Origin of the sequence: Dyadobacter chenwenxiniae (assembly GCF_022869785.1) — a bacterium.
In the GTDB taxonomy this organism is placed as follows: domain Bacteria; phylum Bacteroidota; class Bacteroidia; order Cytophagales; family Spirosomataceae; genus Dyadobacter; species Dyadobacter chenwenxiniae.
In genome coordinates this window covers 6,907,685-6,927,665 of sequence record NZ_CP094997.1, presented here as the reverse complement: position 1 = coordinate 6,927,665, position 19,981 = coordinate 6,907,685, and the positions used below count along the sequence as shown (strand labels likewise).

Annotated in this window: 18 protein-coding genes; 11 read left to right on the top strand and 7 right to left on the bottom strand. The window is 45.2% G+C overall.

Translation table 11 applies throughout. The annotated features are described in order from the left end of the window. Positions 1-317 precede the first annotated feature (317 nt). Positions 318-782 carry a GNAT family N-acetyltransferase gene (locus MUK70_RS29730; RefSeq protein ID WP_234603651.1) on the bottom strand — a complete coding sequence of 155 codons (465 nt, stop codon included), beginning with the start codon at positions 780-782 and terminating at the stop codon, positions 318-320. A gap of 100 nt (positions 783-882) precedes the next feature. On the opposite strand from MUK70_RS29730, the gene MUK70_RS29725 reads away from it, so the two are divergent. Further along, positions 883-1,599: a YebC/PmpR family DNA-binding transcriptional regulator gene (locus MUK70_RS29725; RefSeq protein ID WP_234603653.1), complete on the top strand. Its 717-nt coding sequence runs from the start codon at positions 883-885 to the stop codon at positions 1,597-1,599. On the opposite strand, the gene MUK70_RS29720 is transcribed toward MUK70_RS29725, so the two are convergent. After that, positions 1,596-2,228, bottom strand: a complete 633-nt coding sequence (locus tag MUK70_RS29720) for a transcription elongation factor (RefSeq protein WP_234658032.1) — start codon at positions 2,226-2,228, stop codon at positions 1,596-1,598. The genes MUK70_RS29725 and MUK70_RS29720 overlap by 4 nt on opposite strands. Here MUK70_RS29720 and MUK70_RS29715 point away from each other — a divergent pair. Continuing rightward, on the top strand, positions 2,205-3,125 hold the full coding sequence (locus MUK70_RS29715) for an aspartate carbamoyltransferase catalytic subunit (RefSeq protein WP_234603655.1): 921 nt from the start codon (positions 2,205-2,207) through the stop codon (positions 3,123-3,125). The genes MUK70_RS29720 and MUK70_RS29715 overlap by 24 nt on opposite strands. Before the next feature lie 2 nt (positions 3,126-3,127). Here MUK70_RS29715 and MUK70_RS29710 read toward each other — a convergent pair whose 3' ends face one another. Further along, positions 3,128-3,841, bottom strand: coding sequence for a DNA alkylation repair protein (locus MUK70_RS29710; protein ID WP_234658031.1), 714 nt, complete (start codon positions 3,839-3,841; stop codon positions 3,128-3,130). Positions 3,842-3,920: 79 nt separating this feature from the next. Here MUK70_RS29710 and MUK70_RS29705 point away from each other — a divergent pair, with 79 nt between their 5' ends. The 3 genes from MUK70_RS29705 (at position 3,921) to rlmB (ending at position 6,916) form a co-directional block, all read left to right on the top strand. Then, the gene (locus MUK70_RS29705; protein ID WP_234658030.1) at positions 3,921-4,811 is read left to right on the top strand and encodes an SDR family oxidoreductase; all 891 of its coding nucleotides are present in this window, start codon (positions 3,921-3,923) and stop codon (positions 4,809-4,811) included. Positions 4,812-4,961: 150 nt separating this feature from the next. Next, positions 4,962-6,167 (top strand): GWxTD domain-containing protein, encoded by a 1,206-nt coding sequence (locus MUK70_RS29700; RefSeq protein WP_234658029.1) that lies wholly within the window; start codon positions 4,962-4,964, stop codon positions 6,165-6,167. Beyond that, positions 6,143-6,916 (top strand): 23S rRNA (guanosine(2251)-2'-O)-methyltransferase RlmB, encoded by a 774-nt coding sequence (gene rlmB, locus MUK70_RS29695; protein ID WP_234603659.1) that lies wholly within the window; start codon positions 6,143-6,145, stop codon positions 6,914-6,916. The genes MUK70_RS29700 and rlmB overlap by 25 nt, the downstream gene beginning before the upstream one ends. 36 nt (positions 6,917-6,952) lie before the next feature. Here rlmB and mnmA read toward each other — a convergent pair whose 3' ends face one another. The 4 genes from mnmA to fdhA all read right to left on the bottom strand — a co-directional run bounded on the left by mnmA (position 6,953) and on the right by fdhA (position 12,057). Continuing rightward, on the bottom strand, positions 6,953-8,056 hold the full coding sequence (mnmA, locus tag MUK70_RS29690; protein ID WP_234603661.1) for a tRNA 2-thiouridine(34) synthase MnmA: 1,104 nt from the start codon (positions 8,054-8,056) through the stop codon (positions 6,953-6,955). A gap of 110 nt (positions 8,057-8,166) precedes the next feature. Continuing rightward, positions 8,167-9,726: a T9SS type A sorting domain-containing protein gene (locus MUK70_RS29685; RefSeq protein ID WP_244784579.1), complete on the bottom strand. Its 1,560-nt coding sequence runs from the start codon at positions 9,724-9,726 to the stop codon at positions 8,167-8,169. A 19-nt stretch (positions 9,727-9,745) separates the two neighbouring features. Continuing rightward, complete coding sequence (locus tag MUK70_RS29680) at positions 9,746-10,789, bottom strand: hypothetical protein (protein ID WP_244784577.1); 1,044 nt, start codon at positions 10,787-10,789, stop codon at positions 9,746-9,748. Between the two features lie 77 nt (positions 10,790-10,866). Continuing rightward, positions 10,867-12,057 (bottom strand): formaldehyde dehydrogenase, glutathione-independent, encoded by a 1,191-nt coding sequence (fdhA, locus tag MUK70_RS29675; RefSeq protein ID WP_234603664.1) that lies wholly within the window; start codon positions 12,055-12,057, stop codon positions 10,867-10,869. Positions 12,058-12,185: 128 nt separating this feature from the next. Here fdhA and mobA point away from each other — a divergent pair, with 128 nt between their 5' ends. From mobA to MUK70_RS29645, 6 genes are all read left to right on the top strand, one after another. Continuing rightward, positions 12,186-12,776, top strand: coding sequence for a molybdenum cofactor guanylyltransferase (gene mobA, locus MUK70_RS29670; protein ID WP_255716738.1), 591 nt, complete (start codon positions 12,186-12,188; stop codon positions 12,774-12,776). Further along, a complete protein-coding gene (gene fdhD / locus MUK70_RS29665) occupies positions 12,763-13,614 on the top strand; it encodes a formate dehydrogenase accessory sulfurtransferase FdhD (RefSeq protein ID WP_234658025.1) in 852 nt (283 codons plus the stop codon). The genes mobA and fdhD overlap by 14 nt, the downstream gene beginning before the upstream one ends. Then, a complete protein-coding gene (locus MUK70_RS29660) occupies positions 13,611-13,979 on the top strand; it encodes a DUF7009 family protein (protein ID WP_234658024.1) in 369 nt (122 codons plus the stop codon). The genes fdhD and MUK70_RS29660 overlap by 4 nt, the downstream gene beginning before the upstream one ends. A gap of 2 nt (positions 13,980-13,981) precedes the next feature. Next, positions 13,982-16,303, top strand: a complete 2,322-nt coding sequence (locus tag MUK70_RS29655) for an FdhF/YdeP family oxidoreductase (RefSeq protein ID WP_234658023.1) — start codon at positions 13,982-13,984, stop codon at positions 16,301-16,303. A gap of 217 nt (positions 16,304-16,520) precedes the next feature. Beyond that, a complete protein-coding gene (locus MUK70_RS29650) occupies positions 16,521-19,064 on the top strand; it encodes a PQQ-dependent sugar dehydrogenase (protein WP_234658021.1) in 2,544 nt (847 codons plus the stop codon). 133 nt (positions 19,065-19,197) lie between these two features. Beyond that, positions 19,198-19,968 carry a glycerophosphodiester phosphodiesterase gene (locus MUK70_RS29645; RefSeq protein WP_234658020.1) on the top strand — a complete coding sequence of 257 codons (771 nt, stop codon included), beginning with the start codon at positions 19,198-19,200 and terminating at the stop codon, positions 19,966-19,968. Positions 19,969-19,981 lie beyond the last annotated feature (13 nt).

Here is a 19,981-nt window from a genome sequence, read left to right as displayed (position 1 = left end):
CCGCATAACAGTAGGCCATTCCACGTAAACCCTCCTCTATCAGTGTTCGTCAAAAATGTTATTGGGTGTCTGACAGGGCGTCAGTCCCAGGCAACAATTTGCTTGACTGAATACTAATAACTAAAATTCTGTGCCAAATTATGAAACAAACACAAACAGACAAAAATATATCAAAGTTTTTTTATCTAAATGTAGATTTTTTACTACAAAAAGCCGGACCAGTCCACTTATTTATACCTATCTGAATAATGCGTAAACCAAGCAGTGTTTAAATATTCATCAAATCCGGGAATTCATTCCCCAAAGTTCTTCCACTTCTAATACTCAGTGATTTGACGCGTCATTTCGATGTGTTCGATGTCATCTTCCAGGTAAATTCCGCTGGATTGTACGAAGCCGAAGGAGCCATAAAATCTTTTCAAATAAAGTTGCGCACCGATCCTGATAATAGTCTTCCCATACAGCTCCTCCACTTTTTTGATAGATTCATTTAACAGCTCAATCCCGTAGCCCATGCCCCTGCCCTGCCCGGAAACAACGATGCGGCCAATGGAAGCAAATTCGTAAGAAACGCCGGGAGGAAGAATGCGCGCATAGGCCAGCAAGTTATCGTCCCGGAAACCGCATAAGTGATGCGATTTTTGATCTTTGCCATCGAGATCGGGGTAGCAGCATCTTTGCTCAACCACGAAAACCTCATTCCGTATCCTGAGAATTTCATAGAGCTCCTGCTTGCTGAGCGCTTCAAATGTCTTGAAGTTCCAGTTTAATTTCAGATCCATTTACAACAGTTGTTCTTGAAAGAATATATTTTTACCTGATTTAAATCGTCTTTTATAAATTTGCAGCGAATTAACAATATAACATTTTACAAAGCTAAGCATGGGAAGAGCTTATGAATATAGAAAAGCGCGGATGTTCAAGCGTTGGGACAAAATGGCCAAAACCTTCACGAGGATTGGAAAAGACATTGTCCTTGCCGTAAAAAGCGGAACCGCCGATCCTAATACAAACGCAAGGCTGAGAGTTCTTTTGCAAAATGCCAGGGCTGCCAATATGCCGAAGGACACCATTGAGCGTGCTATAAAACGTGCCACATCCAAAGATCAGGAGGATTATAAGGAAATGGTTTATGAGGGATACGGACCGCACGGTGTCGCAATCCTCGTTGAAAGCACTACGGACAACCCAACGCGGACCGTAGCCAATGTGCGAAGCTATTTTAACAAGCTAGGTGGAAGCCTGGGCACAATGGGCATGCTTGATTTCATCTTTGACCGGAAATGTATTTTCAAGATCAAAAATCCGGGCAACAAAGACCTCGAAGAGTTCGAATTTGAATTGATCGACGTGGGCGGTGAAGAGATTTTCCTGGATGAAGAAACCAACCTGATCAACATTTACGGCGAATTCACTGCGTTCGGCGCCTTGCAGCATTATCTGGAAGAAAACGGCTACGAAATCGTTGAAGCAGATTTTGAACGCATTCCCAATGACACCAAAACGTTAAGCGACGAGGAAGTCGCCGAGGTTGAAAAACTGATCGAAAAGATTGAGGACGATGACGACGTGCAGCGCGTTTACCACAATATGGGTTAATGCAGCGCGATAATTTCGTGTTGTCGTTTCATGAAATCAAACTTGTCGCCGGGGCCTTTTCCCAGCAAAGATCCGCCAACAGGCGACGAAGAAGAGACTGCCATCACGGTCTCTTCTTCTATTTTTACTGCTCCCAGGCTCACAGCGATAAAGAACCAGCCGGCCGTCGTTTCCAGTAATGAGCCTACTGCGGCGCGTAAGGAAACCTCATTTTCGTGTATTTTTTCTAAAACCAATCTTTCCAGCCGCACCTGCTCATATTGCCGGGCGTGCATATTCCTGTCCAGCTGCCCCATAGAGCGGGAAGTCTCGTATTTGTCCCCCATTGAGCTCTTTCCCTGATCATTGGCCGACGATTGCGCCGCTTCCATCGCATTCCACGCCACCATCATGCGCTCTTCCAAAAGTGATTTTATATAAGTTATCAATGCAGCCTTATCCATTCTATTCAAAATTTTTGAGTCGTTATGCTTACCAGAAAAAAGCATGGTAATGTGCCAAAGATAGTCAGCTGTGACGAAGAAATCGGGATGGGAAATTTCCAAATGCGTTTTCGCGTTGCCAGCTTCCTTATTATCTTTGCCAAACTTTCTTGAATACCAGCAATGACAAAACTTTCGGTCCGGCACTTACTTGGAATTAAAAACCTGAACGAGAATGACATTCATACCATCTTAGACACGGCAACGCAGTTCAAGGACGTCATTAACCGGCCCATCAAGAAAGTCCCATCGCTCCGGGATATTACCATAGCAAACGTTTTTTTCGAAAATTCGACCCGTACACGGTTGTCTTTTGAGTTAGCCGAAAAGCGTCTTTCTGCTGATGTAGTTAATTTTTCAGCCTCGGGAAGCTCGGTAAAAAAGGGTGAAACGCTGCTGGATACGGTCAATAATATCCTCGCCATGAAAGTGGATATGATCGTGATGCGTCATAGCAGCCCGGGAGCGCCACATTACTTGTCTACGCGCATTCCCGCCAATGTTGTGAACGCGGGCGACGGCACGCACGAGCATCCTACGCAAGCATTGCTCGATGCTTTCTCGATGCGCGAGAAGCTGGGCGATCTTACCGGAAAGAAAGTGGCCATCATTGGCGACATCACCCACTCACGGGTTGCGCTTTCCAACATTTTTTGTCTGCAAAAATTAGGAGCAGAAGTTATGGTTTGCGGCCCGTCTACATTGATTCCCAAGCATCTGGACGAGTTGGGCGTCAAGATAAGTCACAACGTAAAGGAAGCATTACAATGGTGCGACGTCGCTAATGTGCTCCGCATTCAGCTGGAACGTCAGCAGATCAAATATTTTCCGTCATTAAGGGAATATTCACTCTATTATGGCATTAATAAGGCGATGCTGGATGATTTGAATAAAGAAATTGTCCTGATGCACCCTGGCCCAATCAATCGTGGAGTTGAGCTTTCCTCCGATGCGGCCGATTCCAGTCATTCTATTATTTTAAATCAGGTTGAAAACGGGGTCGCCGTGCGGATGGCAGTGCTTTATCTGCTCGCACAGCAGTAATTTCAGCATCTCACTTCTTTTCTTTTTGCCCCTAACCTGCCCGTATCCCAAACTTTTCGAATATAGTCGGGCGCATAGGGCACTTTGCAGGCCGTATTACCCACATTGACACTCACTTTTCCGACCCTGTTTGCAATCTCTAATGCTTTCTCAGCCGACGGCTTATAATAGGATCCGACAGCAATTATAAAGCCATTCATTACATACCGGACACGATTCGGCGCATCCGGAATTTGGTTCTCAACGCGGTCCAGGAGCTGATCAACTTCTTCTTTATCAATCCGCTCATCCGGCGTAAGTGCCATTAAGCAACCCAGTGCCGACCAACCTGCGCCTGCAATCAGTTCTTTATCAGATTCAATCCATTTCCGGGCCATTTCAAAGCCATATGGACTCTCCGCAGCGTTCCACGCGACGGTGTACTCGCTGATCATATGCCACGGCGCACGTTCAACCCATTCGTCCAGTACTTCCGGTGTCAGCAACGACGGATTTGACATTAGTCCAGCCAGATACATAACGTCCGAATTGCCGGTTTTGTAAAGCTCCAGTGCGAGTTGGTGGTTGTTTTTGTGTTTTTTCAATATCGGCTTCATATCACCGATTTTCACGCCATACATAGGCTCGACGCCGCCATGATTCCGGAAAGTTTTCAGGGTTTGTTCGCTGCCGAGCTCCGCCAGCTGGTTCATTATGTCCTTCACCTGGTTCATCATAAGCTTATTATTTTAAAACAAAATATAACAATTTTAGATAAAAATTTACCTTTACCCGCATCCATAAAATCTAATTCTGATGATCCATACGGAGGGAATGTTGCGCGATGATGCGCTGAAAAATAAAACGATCATTGTTACCGGGGGCGGCACGGGACTGGGAAAATCCATGGCCAGCTATTTCCTGAAACTGGGCGCTAACATTGTGATTTGCAGCCGACGTCTTGAAGTCCTTGAAAAAACGGCAAAGGAGCTAGAAGAGACCGTTGGCGGAAGCGTCTTAGCCATTGAATGTGACGTACGTAAACCGGAGCAAATCGAAAATGTGATTGCAAAAGCGATTGAGAAATTCGGAAATGTGAATGGCTTGGTCAATAATTCTGCTGGTAATTTTATCAGCCCTACCGAAAGGCTTTCCTATAAAGCCGTGGATGTGGTTGTCGACATTGTTTTGCGTGGGACTTATTATTTCACGCTCGCTTTGGGTAAATATTGGATTGAAAATAACATTAAGGGGACGGTTCTAAACATTTCGACAACGTATGCATGGACAGGTTCGGGCTGGGTGGTCCCTTCTGCTATGGCAAAAGCAGGCGTGCTTGCCATGACCAAATCGCTGGCTTTCGAGTGGGCGGATCACGGGATCAGGCTGAATGCCATTGCACCAGGGCCATTTCCTACAAAAGGAGCGTGGGAGCGGCTTTTTCCCGAAGAACTCGCCAAGAAATTCTCTTTCGAAAACCGCATTCCCCTGGAGCGTGTGGGCGATCACCAGGAACTGGCCAATCTTGCGGCTTATCTGATGTCCGATTTTTCAGCTTATATGACGGGCGAGGTGATAACCCTGGATGGAGGTGAAGTTTTGTCCGCCGGACAGTTCAATTTTCTGAAAGAAGTCACTGATGATCAGTGGGATGTCCTTGAAGATCAGATTAAAAATGCCAACCGTGCGAGCAAGAAACCAGAATAAAAATTTTCTTACCGTTTTATTGGGTAATTTTACCTGTTCGTTCGTTATTTGACAAATGATGAAAACATGTACATGAGAACTACTTTAAGCTTTTATATTTGTGTTTTAACTGCCTTGGTGCTAGCTGGATGTGCGTCATCCAACAAGCCTATGAAGCAAATTCCGGAAGCCCAGGTTCGCCCCACACAGCAATCCGCGCCAATTAACGAAGAACTTTCCCTCATTGCCATTCAAAGTAAATATTTACTGAAAGACACCACGCAGACCAAAATCTATCTTTACGTGGATGCTTTCAAAGGCAAAAACCCGATTTCCCCTGCTGATTTTATCAAGCTTTACAACCTCAATTACGTCATTTACTCGGATTACGGAACGCGTGATCGCTTCGGCTATGGCAATGTGAAACTGGATTCTTCCAATGTTTCCCAAGCTGGCCAAAAGATCGTGATCTCGTACGAGATTAAGAGCCCGGATAAGGAATATGGCGTTCTATTGAGTGAAATAAGCCAGACGGGAACATTGAAAAAGGTTCTCAATGACCTCACTATCAGATTTAAAAAGCAGGGCGTTAACCAAACATATGGCGTTTATACTGCCAGCAGCAGCCAGCCATTGCAACGTCATTATATTAATACTAATGAGCCATTTACCTTAAAAAGAGCAACTGGCGGAAGCGAGCAATTGCACGTGTTTTATTACAATCATGATTTCGAGGCGGCAGGATCGCCTATGAACATTGCGCCTAAGAATGTAAGCAAATCCCTTGAAGTTGACAGCTCATTCACAATCAGTTCGGACCAGCAGCTTGCATTTACAAAAGAAGGCTTGTACAACATTTTCGCGGACACAACACAATCGGAGGGTCTAGGCATACTCGTTGTAAATGAGCGCTTTCCAAAGATGACACGCCCGCAAAACCTGCTCGGACCGTTGCTTTACATGAGCACCAACAACGAAATTAACGAGATTAAAAAAGCAGAAGATTACAAAAAAGCGCTTGACAAATACTGGCTGACATTAATGAATGGAAATGCTCCTCTGGCGCAACAATCCATCCGTTCATTTTACGGCCGCGTTGAGGAAGCAAATCAGCTTTTTACTACATATAAAGAAGGGTGGAAAACAGATAAAGGAATGATTTACATCGTCCTGGGCCCACCGGATAAAGTTCAACGCAGTAAGGATCGGGAAGTTTGGACCTATGATCAACGCGGCAATGCGCAGAACGTCAATTTTACATTTAATAGAAAAAACAATCAATTTGTGGATGATCATTATGAACTGGTTCGCTATGCGGAATACCAGCCCATTTGGTATCCAGTTGTAGAAGCATGGAGAAACGGCAGTATACGGTAAGAAAACCCGCCCCAAGACAGTCCCAGGCCGACATGGTTTTTGGTACGCAGTCTGTACTTGAAACCCTTCGTTCGGGAAAAGAAATAGAACGATTATTCATTCAGAGAGAATTCGGACTTGCTGAAATTGAGAAACTTGCAAAGGAATTGGGCGTTCCTTTTCAGCGCGTGCCGGTTGAAAAACTCAACCGTGTAACCCGAAAAAATCACCAAGGCGTTATCGCTTTCGTCTCCCCGATCCAGTATATGCCCCTTCACAACGTGCTTACGCAGGTTTATGAAGAAGGCAAGACGCCATTGTTGCTGCTTCTAGACAGGATCACTGACGTCAGAAACTTCGGAGCGATTGCCAGAACGGCAGAATGTGCCGGTGTTCAAGCACTTATTGTCCCTACAAAAGGCGGCGCACAGATCAACGCGGATGCCATGAAAACGTCATCCGGCGCGTTAAACTTCCTGCCCGTTTGCCGCGAACCAAATCTGTACGAAACGCTACAATATCTCCGCAACAGTGGTTTACAGATCATTGCCTGTACGGAAAAAACAGAAAAGTCATTGTATGAAATTGATTTCTCGATCCCGACAGTGATCATTATGGGTTCCGAGGAAGATGGTATTTCAAAGGAATTTATTCAGCTGGCAGATTCAGGAGCAAGAATTCCACTGAATGGGCAAGTAGAGTCGTTGAATGTTTCCGTGGCTAGCTCGATTGTGCTTTATGAGGCTGTTAGGCAGCGGACAAAAATTTGATTAGACTTTCCAAGTCTTGAAGACTTGGAAAGTCTGTTACTGCCGGAAACTCTTCATAATCCAGCCGCCGCCAACAACATCATCCCCTTCATAAAACACTGCAGCCTGCCCTGGCGCGATGCCGTTGACGCCGTCGTGGAATTTAGCAACGATTTTATCCGGCTCGATTTGTTCAATGGTTGCCGGCGTTCCGTCGTGTTTGTAGCGCACTTTTGTGACTGTTTCGAGCGGTTTTTCGAGGGAAGCGTATTTTTGCAGATTCAGTTTGCTGACATACATGCCATCCCTGAAAAGGTCAGGCAGATCTCCCAGAACGACTTCATTTGTATCTTTTCTGATTTCCGTGACAAATGCAGGTTTACCCAATGCAATGCCTAATCCCTTGCGCTGACCCACAGTATAAAACGGATAACCTTCATGTTTCCCGACGATTGTGCCGTCTTCAAAAACGAAGTTTCCACCAGCAACCTCTGCTTCCAGACCCGGAATCCTTCTTTTCAGGAACCCTCTGTAATCATTATCCGGCACGAAACAGATTTCATAGCTTTCTGATTTGTTGACCAGATCAATAAAACCTCTTTCGCGTGCCATTTCACGAATTTCTGATTTATGCAGATAACCCAATGGCAATTTTGTGCGGGCCAGGCTTTCCTGCGAAACACCCCAAAGCACGTAACTCTGATCTTTCCAGCTGTCAATGCCTTTGGAAACATAATGACGGCCATCGTGAAATTGCATATTGGCATAATGTCCTGTCGCGATAAATTCGCAATCCAGGCGGTCAGCGCGTTTTAACAGCGCGTCCCATTTAATGTGAGTGTTACATAACACACAAGGATTAGGCGTGCGGCCTTCGAGATACTCACCTGTAAAGTGGTCGATCACGTAATCGCCGAATTCGGCGCGTATGTCCAGAATGTAATGGGGGAAACCCAATTCAACCGCGATGTTTCGGGCGTCGTTGATAGAGTCAAGAGAGCAGCAGCCGGTTTCTTTCTTGGTGCCACCGCTGCTGGCGTAATCCCAGGTTTTCATGGTCATACCAATGACCTCATAACCTTGTTCGTGTAACATAACAGCTGCAAGCGAGCTGTCGATGCCGCCACTCATGGCGACCAAAATGCGTCCGTGTTTGCTCATTCGAGGAATCTGCGAAGGTTGAATGCCTTCCGATTTTGTTTAAGTTGAAAACCCTGAACAGCTATAATTGCCCGTCAGGTTCCACAAAGGTAAGGATTTGTTTCAAAGCGTCAGTTATTCACAACGACCTTCATTACTTCCTTACCCACCTTGATCAGATAAAGACCATTTTGCAGGCTGCTCGTTGCGATAGGTTTGTTGCTCACTACTGAACCCTCTTTTATAGTTTCCCCATTCAATGTCTGAATGCTATACCTAAGATTATCGTTGCTGGCCTTCACAAAAAGCTGCCCTGTTGAGGGATTTGGATAAACAGTTATCTCTTTGGAAAGTTGCTTATTCTCCGTTCGTTTTACCACTATAATTCTTGAATACGAGGACGAGTTATCCAAGTCCACTTGTTTGAGACGGTAGTATGTGACTTTTTCAGGAGCAACATCCGTAAAAGAATAGGTATTGCTACGATTGCTGGTGCCAGCACCATCCACAAATCCGATCTGATCAAATTTTATTGCATTTGCGCTTTTTTCAATGTGAAATCCAGCATTGTTCTGTTCCCAGGTCGTTGTCCAGGTCATTTGATTCCCTTCGAGCGTGCTTTTGCCTGAAAAGCTGATGAGATTCACGGGTAATATTTCTTGGCAAACATTGGAATTGAGAATTTCCGCTTTGGTTTGGCAACCGCTCGCATTTCCCTCAAGCTGTACTGGCAGATTGTTAGACAGCCCATTCAAATAAGTGCAAATGCTCTTCACTCCGCAAACTGAGAGATTAGTGCAGTTGAAAATTTGCAAAAATGATATTCCTGAACTACTGATATTGTCCAGGCCCGCCAGACCAGTCAGAGCAGGGTTATTTTCCAATTTAATGTAACCATTGATTTCTAAAAGATTGGCTAGGCCACTCAAATCTGAAAGCAGAAGATTATTACCAATATACAAAAACCCCCCAAGTGCTTTCAAGCCGATTAGACCAGAGACATCTTTCATTTTATCACTAAGACTTATCATCAAAGCATCTCCTACAGAGGTAATATTTTCCAATCCTGAGAGATTTTCTAATAAAGGGTTACCACCAATTGACATGTTACCATCGACAGCAGTTAATTTGCCCGCACCCGCCACGCTAGTTAAGGCAGCATTGAAAACGACGCGAAAATTTCCCACCTTGACTAAGTTCCCAAGGCCAGATAGATTAACCAGCGACGAATTGTTTTCGATATCTATATAGCCCACAGTTTCCAGCTGTGATAGTCCGGACAAGTCCGCGAGCATTGGATTATTCACAATATTTAAAGCCCCAGAGCTTTTCAACATTGATAGTCCGGAAAGGTCCGTAAGCCTTGGATTATCGGAGATGGTCAATCCGCCAATTGATGTCACTCCCAACAGACCGTCAAGGTTAGTGATGTTAACACCTGAAATGTTAAAACCGTTGGTTACTTCCGTACAACCCGGATAATTTTTGGAGAAATTATCAATAGCCCACTGAGATATCAGATCGCCAACGGTGCAGGCTGCTTTGACGGAAAATGAATTTGCTATTATTACAAAAAAAATCAGCAGTAAAGGTTTTTTCATAAAAGAGGAAGAAGTGATTGGCGGGAGTAATAAGTAATCCTTGGTTACAATATTTTCAAAAAATGGACCACATACAACTAAAGTTGTCACTTTATTTACAGAAACCAAACTACGCGATCACCTGCCGAATTATATTTTTGATATTGAGCTCAATAATCTCAGTCATACTCTCGCATTTGGAGTAATGCGTATCGGAAAAATGTTTGGCTAACCCTTCTCTCAGCTGGTGGATGTTAGCAACCGTTGATATGTTATCTGCAATGGAAACATCACGCAATTCTTTTAAACGGTGCCTTTCACTTCTTGCCTGATACATGATCGAAGATTGCTCTTCCTGTTGATATTGTAGGACCGTTTTATCTGTTAAATATTCCATTGCCAGCTCAACATAGGGCCGGTTCTCTTTGAAAAACTGGGGCATGTAAACCTTAATATTACCTTCGTAAAACTGCTGATCAAAGTCAATTGCGCGTAAACGGAACTGAAAATCGTCAAAATCGGGCGTTATCTGCATGACAAAATTATAGGAGCGCATATCGCCGAGCAGCGTAATCATACAGCGTTCGTTGAATTTGACAAATTCTTTTGCAATGCGGATAGGGTTATAATCTGGCTCGCGCAGGCGCGTTCTCGCAAATTCATCTCCCGGAATTCCTGCAATATGCTCTTCGATCAGACTATCGCCATCTACCAAGTAGTTGACTTGATTAGGTGAAAAAATCTCTTCCAGTTCCAATCCATATATTCTGGACGCGTCCGCTCTTTTAACATAAAAATAATCGTAGATGTCATTCAAACGATTTACAATCTTGATCCTGAACGGGTTAGAGTTACCAAATTTGCAATAGTCAATGCGGTCAATGTATTTGTGTTCAACAATACGAAGGTTACCGGACGCTTTTAGCATAGCGTAGGCCTTTTTCAAACCGTTATGCAGCCTGTCTATCTCATGCGGCGGATAAAGCGGACTTTCCCAGAGTGTATCCCTCCCGTTTTTGTCCATAACCGGAAACGACTCGTAGAAATAAAGCAAATCGTGATAGCCCACCGGCAGCTTGGCGTCGCGCTGGTAAAAACGCAGATATTTTCGCAGCTCGGTACTAACGGGATAAATTGGTTTCTTTTTTAATATTTTAACATCACCTTGTTCCATACAGGAAGTTAGCATTTTATAATGGAAAAGGAGAAGTACGGACCCGCACTTCTCCTTTTGTTATCTTTCAAAAATCCTTAATTCATGATCATATTATGCGGATCGATCACGAATTTTTTGGCTGCACCTTTATCAAAATCCTTATAGCCACGCGGTGCATCCTGCAAGCTGATCACCTCCACATTCACCGCTTTCGCGATTTTGATCTTATCATACAAAATGGCATTCATCAGCGAACGATGGTATTTCATCACAGGACATTGCCCTGTATAAAAGGAATGTGATTTGGCCCAGCCTAGCCCGATCCGAATGCTCAAACTGCCCTCCTGGGCCGCCTTGTCCTTCGCGCCAGGGTCGCCCGTTACGTATAAACCAGGAATTCCAATGGCACCGCCAGCGCGTGTAATGGCCATTGCGGTGTTCAAAACAGTTGCAGGAAGCTCAGTTCCAGAATTGGCTCCGTGCCCACGGGCTTCAAAACCCACACAATCCACAAAGCAATCCACTTCCGGAACGCCAATAATGGCAGCTATGGCTTGTTCGAGTGGTGTGTCTCGGGTCAAGTCAATGGTCTCACAACCAAAGCTTTTCGCCTGATCCAGCCTTTCCCGGATCATATCACCCACAATTACAACCGCGGCCCCCAACAAATGACAGGAAGCTGCGCAAGCGAGTCCCACCGGCCCGGCACCGGCCACATATACAATAGAACCTGGCCCTACTCCGGCCATGACAGCACCGTGAAACCCAGTTGGAAAAATATCAGAAAGCAATGTAAGATCCTTAATATAAGCCATTCCCTGATCCTTATCCGGGAATTTAAGCAGATTAAAATCGGCATAAGGAACCATCACATATTCGGCCTGGCCGCCTACCCAGCCGCCCATATCCACATAGCCGTAAGCCGCGCCGGGGCGGGCTGGATTTACATTCAGGCAAATTCCGGTCTGCCCCACTTTGCAATTGCGGCACCTTCCACAGGCAATGTTGAACGGAACCGAAACGAGGTCGCCCACCTTAATGTATTCCACGTCCCTGCCCGCTTCAATCACAATGCCGGTGATTTCGTGACCTAAAACCAATCCCGCAGGAGCTGTTGTCCGTCCGCGGACCATATGCTGGTCGCTTCCGCAAATGTTAGTCGATACAATTTTCAAAATCACTCCATGCTCGCATTTCCTGTCGCCCAAAGCCAGTTTGGGATACTCAATTTCCTGAATTTCAACCTCGCCCGGCTTTATGTAGGCGACACCGTGGTTTTGACACATAGCAATGATGGGTTAAGTTTAGAAATAATCGGTTTTGCAATATTTTTTATGGGATAACTTCAAATTTAACAAAATTCCCCGTTTACAAGACAAATGATTAAATTAGAGGTGATATTATTTTGACGGTTATGACATTATATGGTTTGGCAGTATGCGGAGGTAAAAGTTCCCGGATGGGTTCTGATAAAAGCCAGCTGCAGTATTTCGGAATTCCGCAGGCTGATCGTGTCGTAAACATTTTGTCACCGCTTTGCGAAAAAGTGTTTTTGTCCTGCAATAGGGAGCAATCCACTATTTCCGGAGCACATAGAATTATAATAGATTCACCTGAATATGAAGACATTGGCCCGATGGCTTCTTTGCTTTCTGCGTTCAAAATTTACCCTGACGCAGATTTTCTGATCGCAGGCTGTGACTATCCGTTTCTCACTACGGAAGTCTTACGCGATTTTCTATTGTCTATTCCCGAAGGTTCGGTTGCCGCTGCATTGTATAATACGGATGAGCAATATGAGCCGTTACTGGCCTGGTACGCAAAGGAGTCCGCGCCTATGCTTTTGAATCGTTTTGAATGCGGAAAATTCAGTTTACAGCATTTCTTAAGGGAAATAAATGCTTGTAAATACATTCCTGGCTCGGAAAATGTAATGCTTAGCGTGGATACGCCTGAGGCTTATGATCGGGCTAAGGATTTACTTAATGTTCATGAAGAGAAATAATAATATGGAAATCAGTGCGATAGCGCAGCAACGCATTAGAGTGATAACCAGCAGCGATGGTCAAGATGCGGAAGACGATCTGGCTGTTGAAGAGCCGCTGGAAATTCAGCTTGCATTCGCTGAATCCGGCAAAAAAATAAAAAAAAGTATTTCCGTGACAATGCGCACGCCGGGTGATGATGACGAGTTGGCGGTTGGTTTTCTCTTTACCGAAGGGATCATTACTGAAAAAAGTCAGGTTAAGGCGGTAGAAACTGATGTTTTAGACGAAAATAAAGTGATCGTGAATCTGGCGCATGATTTCGTTCCGGAGATTAATTCGCTGGAAAGGAATTTCTACACCACTTCCAGCTGCGGCGTTTGCGGGAAAGCGAGCATTGATGCGATCAAGACGGTTTCTGTTTATCAAAACGAGGATAATGCATTGCTTGTGACTAAGCACGTTATTTTTTCATTGAAGGACAAGCTGAATGTGCAGCAAAATATTTTTGAAAGCACCGGCGGACTGCATGCCTCAGCACTTTTTGACCCGAATGGAAATTTTATCACATTACGCGAAGATGTGGGCAGGCACAATGCTTTGGACAAATTAATCGGCCACGCGTTGCTCAATGATCTGCTTCCACTCGCCAACAAGATCCTGCTTTTGAGCGGACGGGCCAGTTTTGAGCTGATTCAAAAAGCAGGAATGGCTGGCATTAAGATCGTTGCGGCCATTGGCGCGCCTTCCAGTCTGGCCGTGAAGCTTGCCGAAGAGAGCAGCATTACGCTTATTGGCTTTTTAAAAAATGACAAATTCAACATTTACTCAGGTTTCGACCGGATTTCAGCATTATGAAAATACGCATTCAACGCAATTCCGTGCGTTTCAGATTGAGCAGGACCGACATTGAAAAGTTGAGTTCGGAAGGTTATATGGAAGAAGTGACGCCATTTGGTCCTACCCGATTTATTTATGCTGTAAAAAAATCAACGGACGTTCCTGGGCTTTCCGCTGAATTCGGGAATGGCAAAATTTTATTGCACATTCCGGCAAGCTGGACCGACGGGTGGGCAGATAACAATGTGGTTGGTCACGATGGAAATATGTCTTTTGGCAATAATGAAAGTTTGAAATTATTAATTGAAAAAGATTTCAAATGCCTGGACAATGTTACTGATGATCAATCGGATAACTATGAAAACCCCGCAAAAACCTGCTAATCATGCCCAATGACCAGAGTAACATTCCAGGAGCCGAAAATCCCGACGAGCTGACCGGACTTCGCAAAACGGAGATCAAAAAAGTGGCCGCAGGCATTCCGGCGGTTGTTTCCACATTTCAGAAAACGATTAGCGAAGCAGGCGTGCAGCGCGGCATGAAAGCACTTTTTAATTTGAATAAAAAAGGCGGTTTCGATTGCCCAAGTTGCGCCTGGCCCGACCCCGACGATGAGCGCTCGGGCATTGCAGAATATTGTGAAAATGGCGCGCGGGCCGTTGCGGAAGAAGCAACCTTAAAAAAACTGGACGCCTCGTTTTTTGCCCAAAATTCTGTTGAATCACTGGGTAAGCTCTCGGATTATGAAATTGGTGGAAAAGGACGGATTGCAGCTCCGATGTTTTTGCCGGCAGGTGCCCAATTTTATCAACCGATTTCCTGGAAATCGGCCTTTGAGAAAATAGCATTGGAATTGAACAGGCTTAAATCGCCGGATGAAGCCATTTTTTACACTTCCGGCCGGACGAGCAACGAAGCGGCATTTCTATATCAGCTTTTCGTTCGTGAATTTGGCACCAATAACCTGCCCGATTGCAGCAATATGTGCCACGAAAGCAGCGGCGTCGCACTGGGTGAATCGCTTGGCATTGGCAAGGGCTCTGTGAAACTGGATGATTTTTATGAAGCCGAGGTCATTATGATCTTAGGACAAAATCCGGGGACCAATCACCCGCGGATGCTGACTGCGTTGCAAAAAGCAAAAGCGAATGGCGCGACGATTATTTCAATCAATCCTCTGCCTGAAACCGGTTTAATGGGTTTCAATAATCCCCAAACGGTGCAGGGAATTTTCGGGACCAATGCAGCACTGACCGACATTTTTCTGCAAGTCAAAATCAATGGTGACCTGGCGTTACTGAAAGCCATTGAAATATTACTACTTAAAGAGGAAGAAAGTAACCCCGGAATGGTCTTTGACCGCAATTTCATCGCTAACAACACCGAAGGTTATAACGATTTTATCGCCCATTTGAAAGAACAGAATGCAGAAGAGCTTGCACGTTTGAGCGGGATCTCTACGACTCAGGTTCAGCAAGTTGCGCGCGTATTAGCCGGAAAAAGCAAGATTATTGCATGCTGGGCAATGGGCCTGACGCAGCACAAGAATGCTGTCGACACGATCAAAGAAATTGTAAATTTGCTTTTGCTGAAAGGCAGCATCGGCAAACCCGGCGCTGGCACTTGTCCTGTACGCGGCCACAGCAATGTGCAGGGCGACCGGACGATGGGGATTTTTGAGAAACCTTCGGAAAAATTCCTGCATGCCATCGAGCGGAATTTTCATTTCATAACCCCAAAAAAGCATGGTTATGACGTTGTTGAGTCCATTAAGGCGATGCATGAAGGCAAAGCAAAGGTGTTTTTTGCGATGGGCGGCAACTTTTTGAGTGCCACGCCGGATACGAGATTTACGGCTGAGGCGCTTAGCAAATGCCGCCTTACGGTGCACGTTTCTACAAAATTAAATCGCAGCCATTTGGTGACGGGTGAGCAGGCGCTAATCCTTCCCTGCCTGGGCAGGAGCGATATGGACATGCACAAGGATGAAAACAGGTTCATATCCTGCGAAAATTCGATGGGCGTGATTCAGCTTTCCAAAGGCGTTTTGTCTCCCGTTTCGGATCAGCTGCTGAGCGAGCCAGTGATCGTTTGCAAGCTTGCTAAGGCCGTTTTGGGACGGAAAACGCAGATTAACTGGGATATTTACGCGGAAGATTATGACGTGATCCGCGCCGACATTGAGCGCACGATTCCCGGATTTGAAAATTACAATGAACGCGTCCGCATGCCGGGTGGTTTTTATTTGCCTAACTGCAACCGGGAAGGATATTTTGATACCTTGTCCCAAAAAGCACATTTCAACATTGGCGCGCTTCACAATCCGGAATTGAAAGACAATGAACTGATGATGATGACCATTCGGAGCCACGACCAGTTTAACACCACCATTTATGGCTTAAATGATCGTTACCGGGGCATTCACAACGAGCGGCGCGTAATTTTGATGAACGAAAACGACATTGCAAAAAGAAATCTGAAAGGCGGTGATGTTGTGGATCTGTACAACCATTATGATGGCATTGAGCGGGTTGCGTACAAGTTTGTTGTGGTCCCCTACCCGATCCCTGAGGGCTGCACAGCGACTTATTTTCCGGAGACCAACGTCCTTGTCCCCATTAACAGCGTGGCCGACAAAAGCAACACCCCAACTTCCAAGATGGTTATTTTAACAATCCGCAAACATTTAAATGCAGTAAGTCATTGAAAGGCCATTTACCCTAAAACTTTAAACTCTAAATCTAAACTCCCAAACTTTCAACTCCCAAACTCTAAACTCTAAACTCCTGAACTCTAAACGCTCAAAAACCCCATTTCTGATTATTTCAGCTGCAATTGCATGCCTTTTTCTGCCTGCATTTTTAGCGAAACCACCTGCAAAAAGGGCAATTTCAGATGCGCCTGACAGCACGCGCTTCACCCATATGATGCTTGCACAAGGCCTGGACGAGCCCATGCAAATGGCCATTTTACCCGATCTGGATGTCATTATTGTGGAGCGCAAAGGCGACGTGAAATTCTACGATGCCAAAGAAAAGCAGATCAAAACCATTGCGCACATTAATGTTTACAGTGGAATTGAAGACGGTTTGCTAGGCGTTGCCGCGGATCCTGATTTTGCTAAAAACCATTGGGTATATCTCTATTATGGCCTCACCGGTGAACGAAATGTAAGTCAGCTTACACGCTATGATTTTGTGGATCAAAAATTGGATCTCAATTCCAAAAAAGTGCTGCTGGAAGTGCCCACACAACGCACTTATTGCTGTCATTCAGCAGGTTATCTGACATTTTCTGATGGATTATTATATCTCTCAACCGGGGACAATACCAATGCAGAAGAAATAGAAGGGCATAATCCCACGGATGAGCGCCCGGGCAGGCAGTTATCTGATGATCAGGGAACCACAGCGAATAGCAAAGATTACCGGGGCAAAATTTTGAGGATCAAACCACTTCCGGACGGCACATATACGATTCCGGACGGCAATTTGTTTCCGAAAGACGGCTCCCTGGGTTATCCCGAAATATATGTGATGGGCTGCCGCAATCCTTTCCGTGTATCGGTGGACCCGAAGACAAAATTTGTGTATTGGGGTGACGTTGGGCCGGATACGAACGTGCCTGCGGAAGAAGGATTTCTCAGCTATGATGAGATCAATCAGGCCAGAAAGCCCGGTTTTTTTGGTTATCCCTTTTTCCTCGGTGCTAATGAGGCTTTTCCCAAATATGATTTTGAAACAAAGAAAGAAGGCCCTAAACAAGATCCTTCGCGGCCCATTAATAATTCACCTAATAACACAGGAATTAAAGAACTTCCCCCTGCTCAGCCTGCTATGATCTGGTATGGAAAAGGCGAATCGAAGCGCTGGCCAATGGTGGGAAAAGGGGCAGCGAGCGCCATGGCCGGGCCGGTTTATTACAGCGAGCTTTATCCCAATGCAAAATACAAGCTCCCGGAATATTACAACGGGAAGCTGTTTATTTATGAATGGATCAGGAAGTGGATTATGGCTGTGACATTGGACAAAGATGGAAATTACGTCAGTATGGAGCCATTTTTGCCCCATTTGAAGGTTATTGCACCCATGGATATGCAAATTGCGCACGATGGCGCCATGTATATGCTCGCTTATGGCACCAACTGGTTTGCAAAAAACACGGATGCCGGACTCATCCGCGTGGAATACTCAGAAGGAAACCGCAACCCAATTGCCAATATCCAAGCTGATAACACGATTGGTGCGGCCCCGCTTACGGTAACATTATCTGCTTCGCAATCAAAAGATTATGATGATGGTGACAAGTTAGCATTCAACTGGAAAGTTGGCGATCGAATCTTCTCAGGAACGAATGTTAAGCATACATTTGATAAACCGGGCGTTTACAATGTTGCACTTACCGTGTCGGACCAGGCGGGTGGCTCAGGCGTGGCGACTGCGCAAATTAAAGTCGGCAATTCTCCGCCGGATGTGGTGATCAGCACGAATGCAAATCGTAGTTTTTACTGGGACAATGTTCCGTTTGATTACAAAGTGATTGTGAAAGATGCTGAGGATAAAACGCCTGAGCAGGAAAATATGAAGCTGGCTTTTGATTATCTGCCTATTGGAAAAGATTTCGCGGCTGCACTTTCCGGCACCAGCCACGGGAACCTGCGCTATGCGGCAACCGAGACATTTTACGCTTCCCTGGATTGCAAATCCTGCCATACCATGGATTCCAAGTCCATAGGGCCCGCTTTGAAGGAGATTTCAAAACGTTATGCGACAAAAAACGGCGCGGCAGATTTGCTTTCCGACAAAATCATTAAAGGCGGCAGCGGCAATTGGGGAACCTATCCAATGCCCCCGCATCCTAATCTGACCACGGCGCAGTCCCGCGAGCTGGCTGGCTACATTCTCTCCCTAACCGGCGAAAAACCCGTATTGGCAACGCAAGGCAACATTAACCTCGAAGAACACGTAGGACAAGGCACCGAAGGTGCATATGTGCTGGCAGCAAATTATACGGATAAAGGCGCAAACGGCATTGAACCATTAAAGGGAAGCGCTTTTGTAGTTTTGAAAAACCCATTGGTTCAGCTGGAAGATTTTGAAAAAGGCAATGTAAGCGTCTCTATCGGCACAAAAAACAATGGATTCGTAACCTCAGTCCCGGCGGGGAACGGCAAGTTTGTAAGCTTTACGAAGATTGATCTGAACCACATTAAAAAAATAAAATTTCGGATACAGGAAGAGGGCGAAGGCGGAATATTGGAAATCCGGCAGGGAAGCGTCGACGGGTCATTATTAGGTTCGATAGCGATAGCCGGGGTGAAATCAAAAGACCTTAAAAGGGAGTGGAAGGAGCTGCGGGCAGACATCAAACCCACCACCGGACAGACCGATATTTTTCTGGTTTTCACAAATCCCGATAAGAACGAAAAACTGCTTTTTTACATTGACTGGATGCTTTTCGAAAGATAATGCTTCCTGAAAATTAACATTAAGCTAACACCGCTGAGCGAAACAAGCTTTAATTTTCGAATCTGCTTTGGATTTCGGTTCAGGGTAAATCCAGGTTAATGTGTTCTTTTTATATAAGTCCAAATTCGAAAAAATGAAAAAATTCTTATCCATTATTGCAGTTGGTTTGCTTAGTCTGACCGCTTTTGAAAGCATGTCTCAAAACAAAAATAAAGTCATAGCGCACCGTGGCGCCTGGAAAAATACGGGCGTAACCGAAAATTCCATCGGCGCATTGGAACATGCGATCAAGCTGGGCTGCTATGGGAGCGAATTTGACGTGCATATGTCGGCCGATTCCGTGATTTATGTCCTTCATGATCATTCAATTAAAGGAACGCACATAGAAAAAACGAATTCCCAGGAGCTTTCGCAGATCAAATTGGAAGACGGTACGGCATTGCCAACTCTGGAAGCTTACTTGAAAGCGGGTGCGAAACAAAAGAAAACGCGGTTAATCCTTGAAATAAAAACCTCTTCTATGGGCAAAGAACGTTCGCTGGCATTGGCCACGAAATGTGTGGAAATGGTGAAGAAATTGAAAGTGGAAAAGATTACGGATTACATCGCATTTGACTTTGACGTTTGTAAAAAAGTAAAAGAACTGGCTCCAAAAGCACATGTGGAATATCTGAACGGAGACAAAACACCGGACGAAATTCAAGCTGCAGGCCTCGACGGCATTGATTATAACCAGGGCGTATTGAAGAAAAAGCCGGAATACATTGCCGCTATCCGTGACAAAAAACTCACTACTAACGTCTGGACAGTGAATGATGAAGAATCAATGAAATGGTTTCTGGAAAAAGGCATTGATTACATCACAACCAATGAGCCGGAACTGCTTTTAAAAATCACGAAGTAAGATTGAGACAAGT

Excerpts from the sequence above, each read along its gene's own strand:
- mnmA (WP_234603661.1), bottom strand. The coding sequence starts at position 8,056 with ATGAGCAAACACGGACGCATTTTGGTCGCCATGAGTGGCGGCATCGAC.
- MUK70_RS29710 (WP_234658031.1), bottom strand. The coding sequence starts at position 3,841 with ATGATGAACCAGGTGAAGGACATAATGAACCAGCTGGCGGAGCTCGGC.
- MUK70_RS29655 (WP_234658023.1), top strand. The coding sequence starts at position 13,982 with ATGCCCAATGACCAGAGTAACATTCCAGGAGCCGAAAATCCCGACGAG.
- MUK70_RS29680 (WP_244784577.1), bottom strand. The coding sequence starts at position 10,789 with ATGGAACAAGGTGATGTTAAAATATTAAAAAAGAAACCAATTTATCCC.
- rlmB (WP_234603659.1), top strand. The coding sequence starts at position 6,143 with ATGGAGAAACGGCAGTATACGGTAAGAAAACCCGCCCCAAGACAGTCC.
- MUK70_RS29700 (WP_234658029.1), top strand. The coding sequence starts at position 4,962 with ATGAAGCAAATTCCGGAAGCCCAGGTTCGCCCCACACAGCAATCCGCG.
- fdhA (WP_234603664.1), bottom strand. The coding sequence starts at position 12,057 with ATGTGTCAAAACCACGGTGTCGCCTACATAAAGCCGGGCGAGGTTGAA.
- MUK70_RS29650 (WP_234658021.1), top strand. The coding sequence starts at position 16,521 with ATGATGCTTGCACAAGGCCTGGACGAGCCCATGCAAATGGCCATTTTA.
- MUK70_RS29725 (WP_234603653.1), top strand. The coding sequence starts at position 883 with ATGGGAAGAGCTTATGAATATAGAAAAGCGCGGATGTTCAAGCGTTGG.
- MUK70_RS29660 (WP_234658024.1), top strand. The coding sequence starts at position 13,611 with ATGAAAATACGCATTCAACGCAATTCCGTGCGTTTCAGATTGAGCAGG.
- fdhD (WP_234658025.1), top strand. The coding sequence starts at position 12,763 with ATGAAGAGAAATAATAATATGGAAATCAGTGCGATAGCGCAGCAACGC.
- MUK70_RS29730 (WP_234603651.1), bottom strand. The coding sequence starts at position 782 with ATGGATCTGAAATTAAACTGGAACTTCAAGACATTTGAAGCGCTCAGC.
- mobA (WP_255716738.1), top strand. The coding sequence starts at position 12,186 with ATGACATTATATGGTTTGGCAGTATGCGGAGGTAAAAGTTCCCGGATG.
- MUK70_RS29645 (WP_234658020.1), top strand. The coding sequence starts at position 19,198 with ATGAAAAAATTCTTATCCATTATTGCAGTTGGTTTGCTTAGTCTGACC.
- MUK70_RS29705 (WP_234658030.1), top strand. The coding sequence starts at position 3,921 with ATGATCCATACGGAGGGAATGTTGCGCGATGATGCGCTGAAAAATAAA.
- MUK70_RS29715 (WP_234603655.1), top strand. The coding sequence starts at position 2,205 with ATGACAAAACTTTCGGTCCGGCACTTACTTGGAATTAAAAACCTGAAC.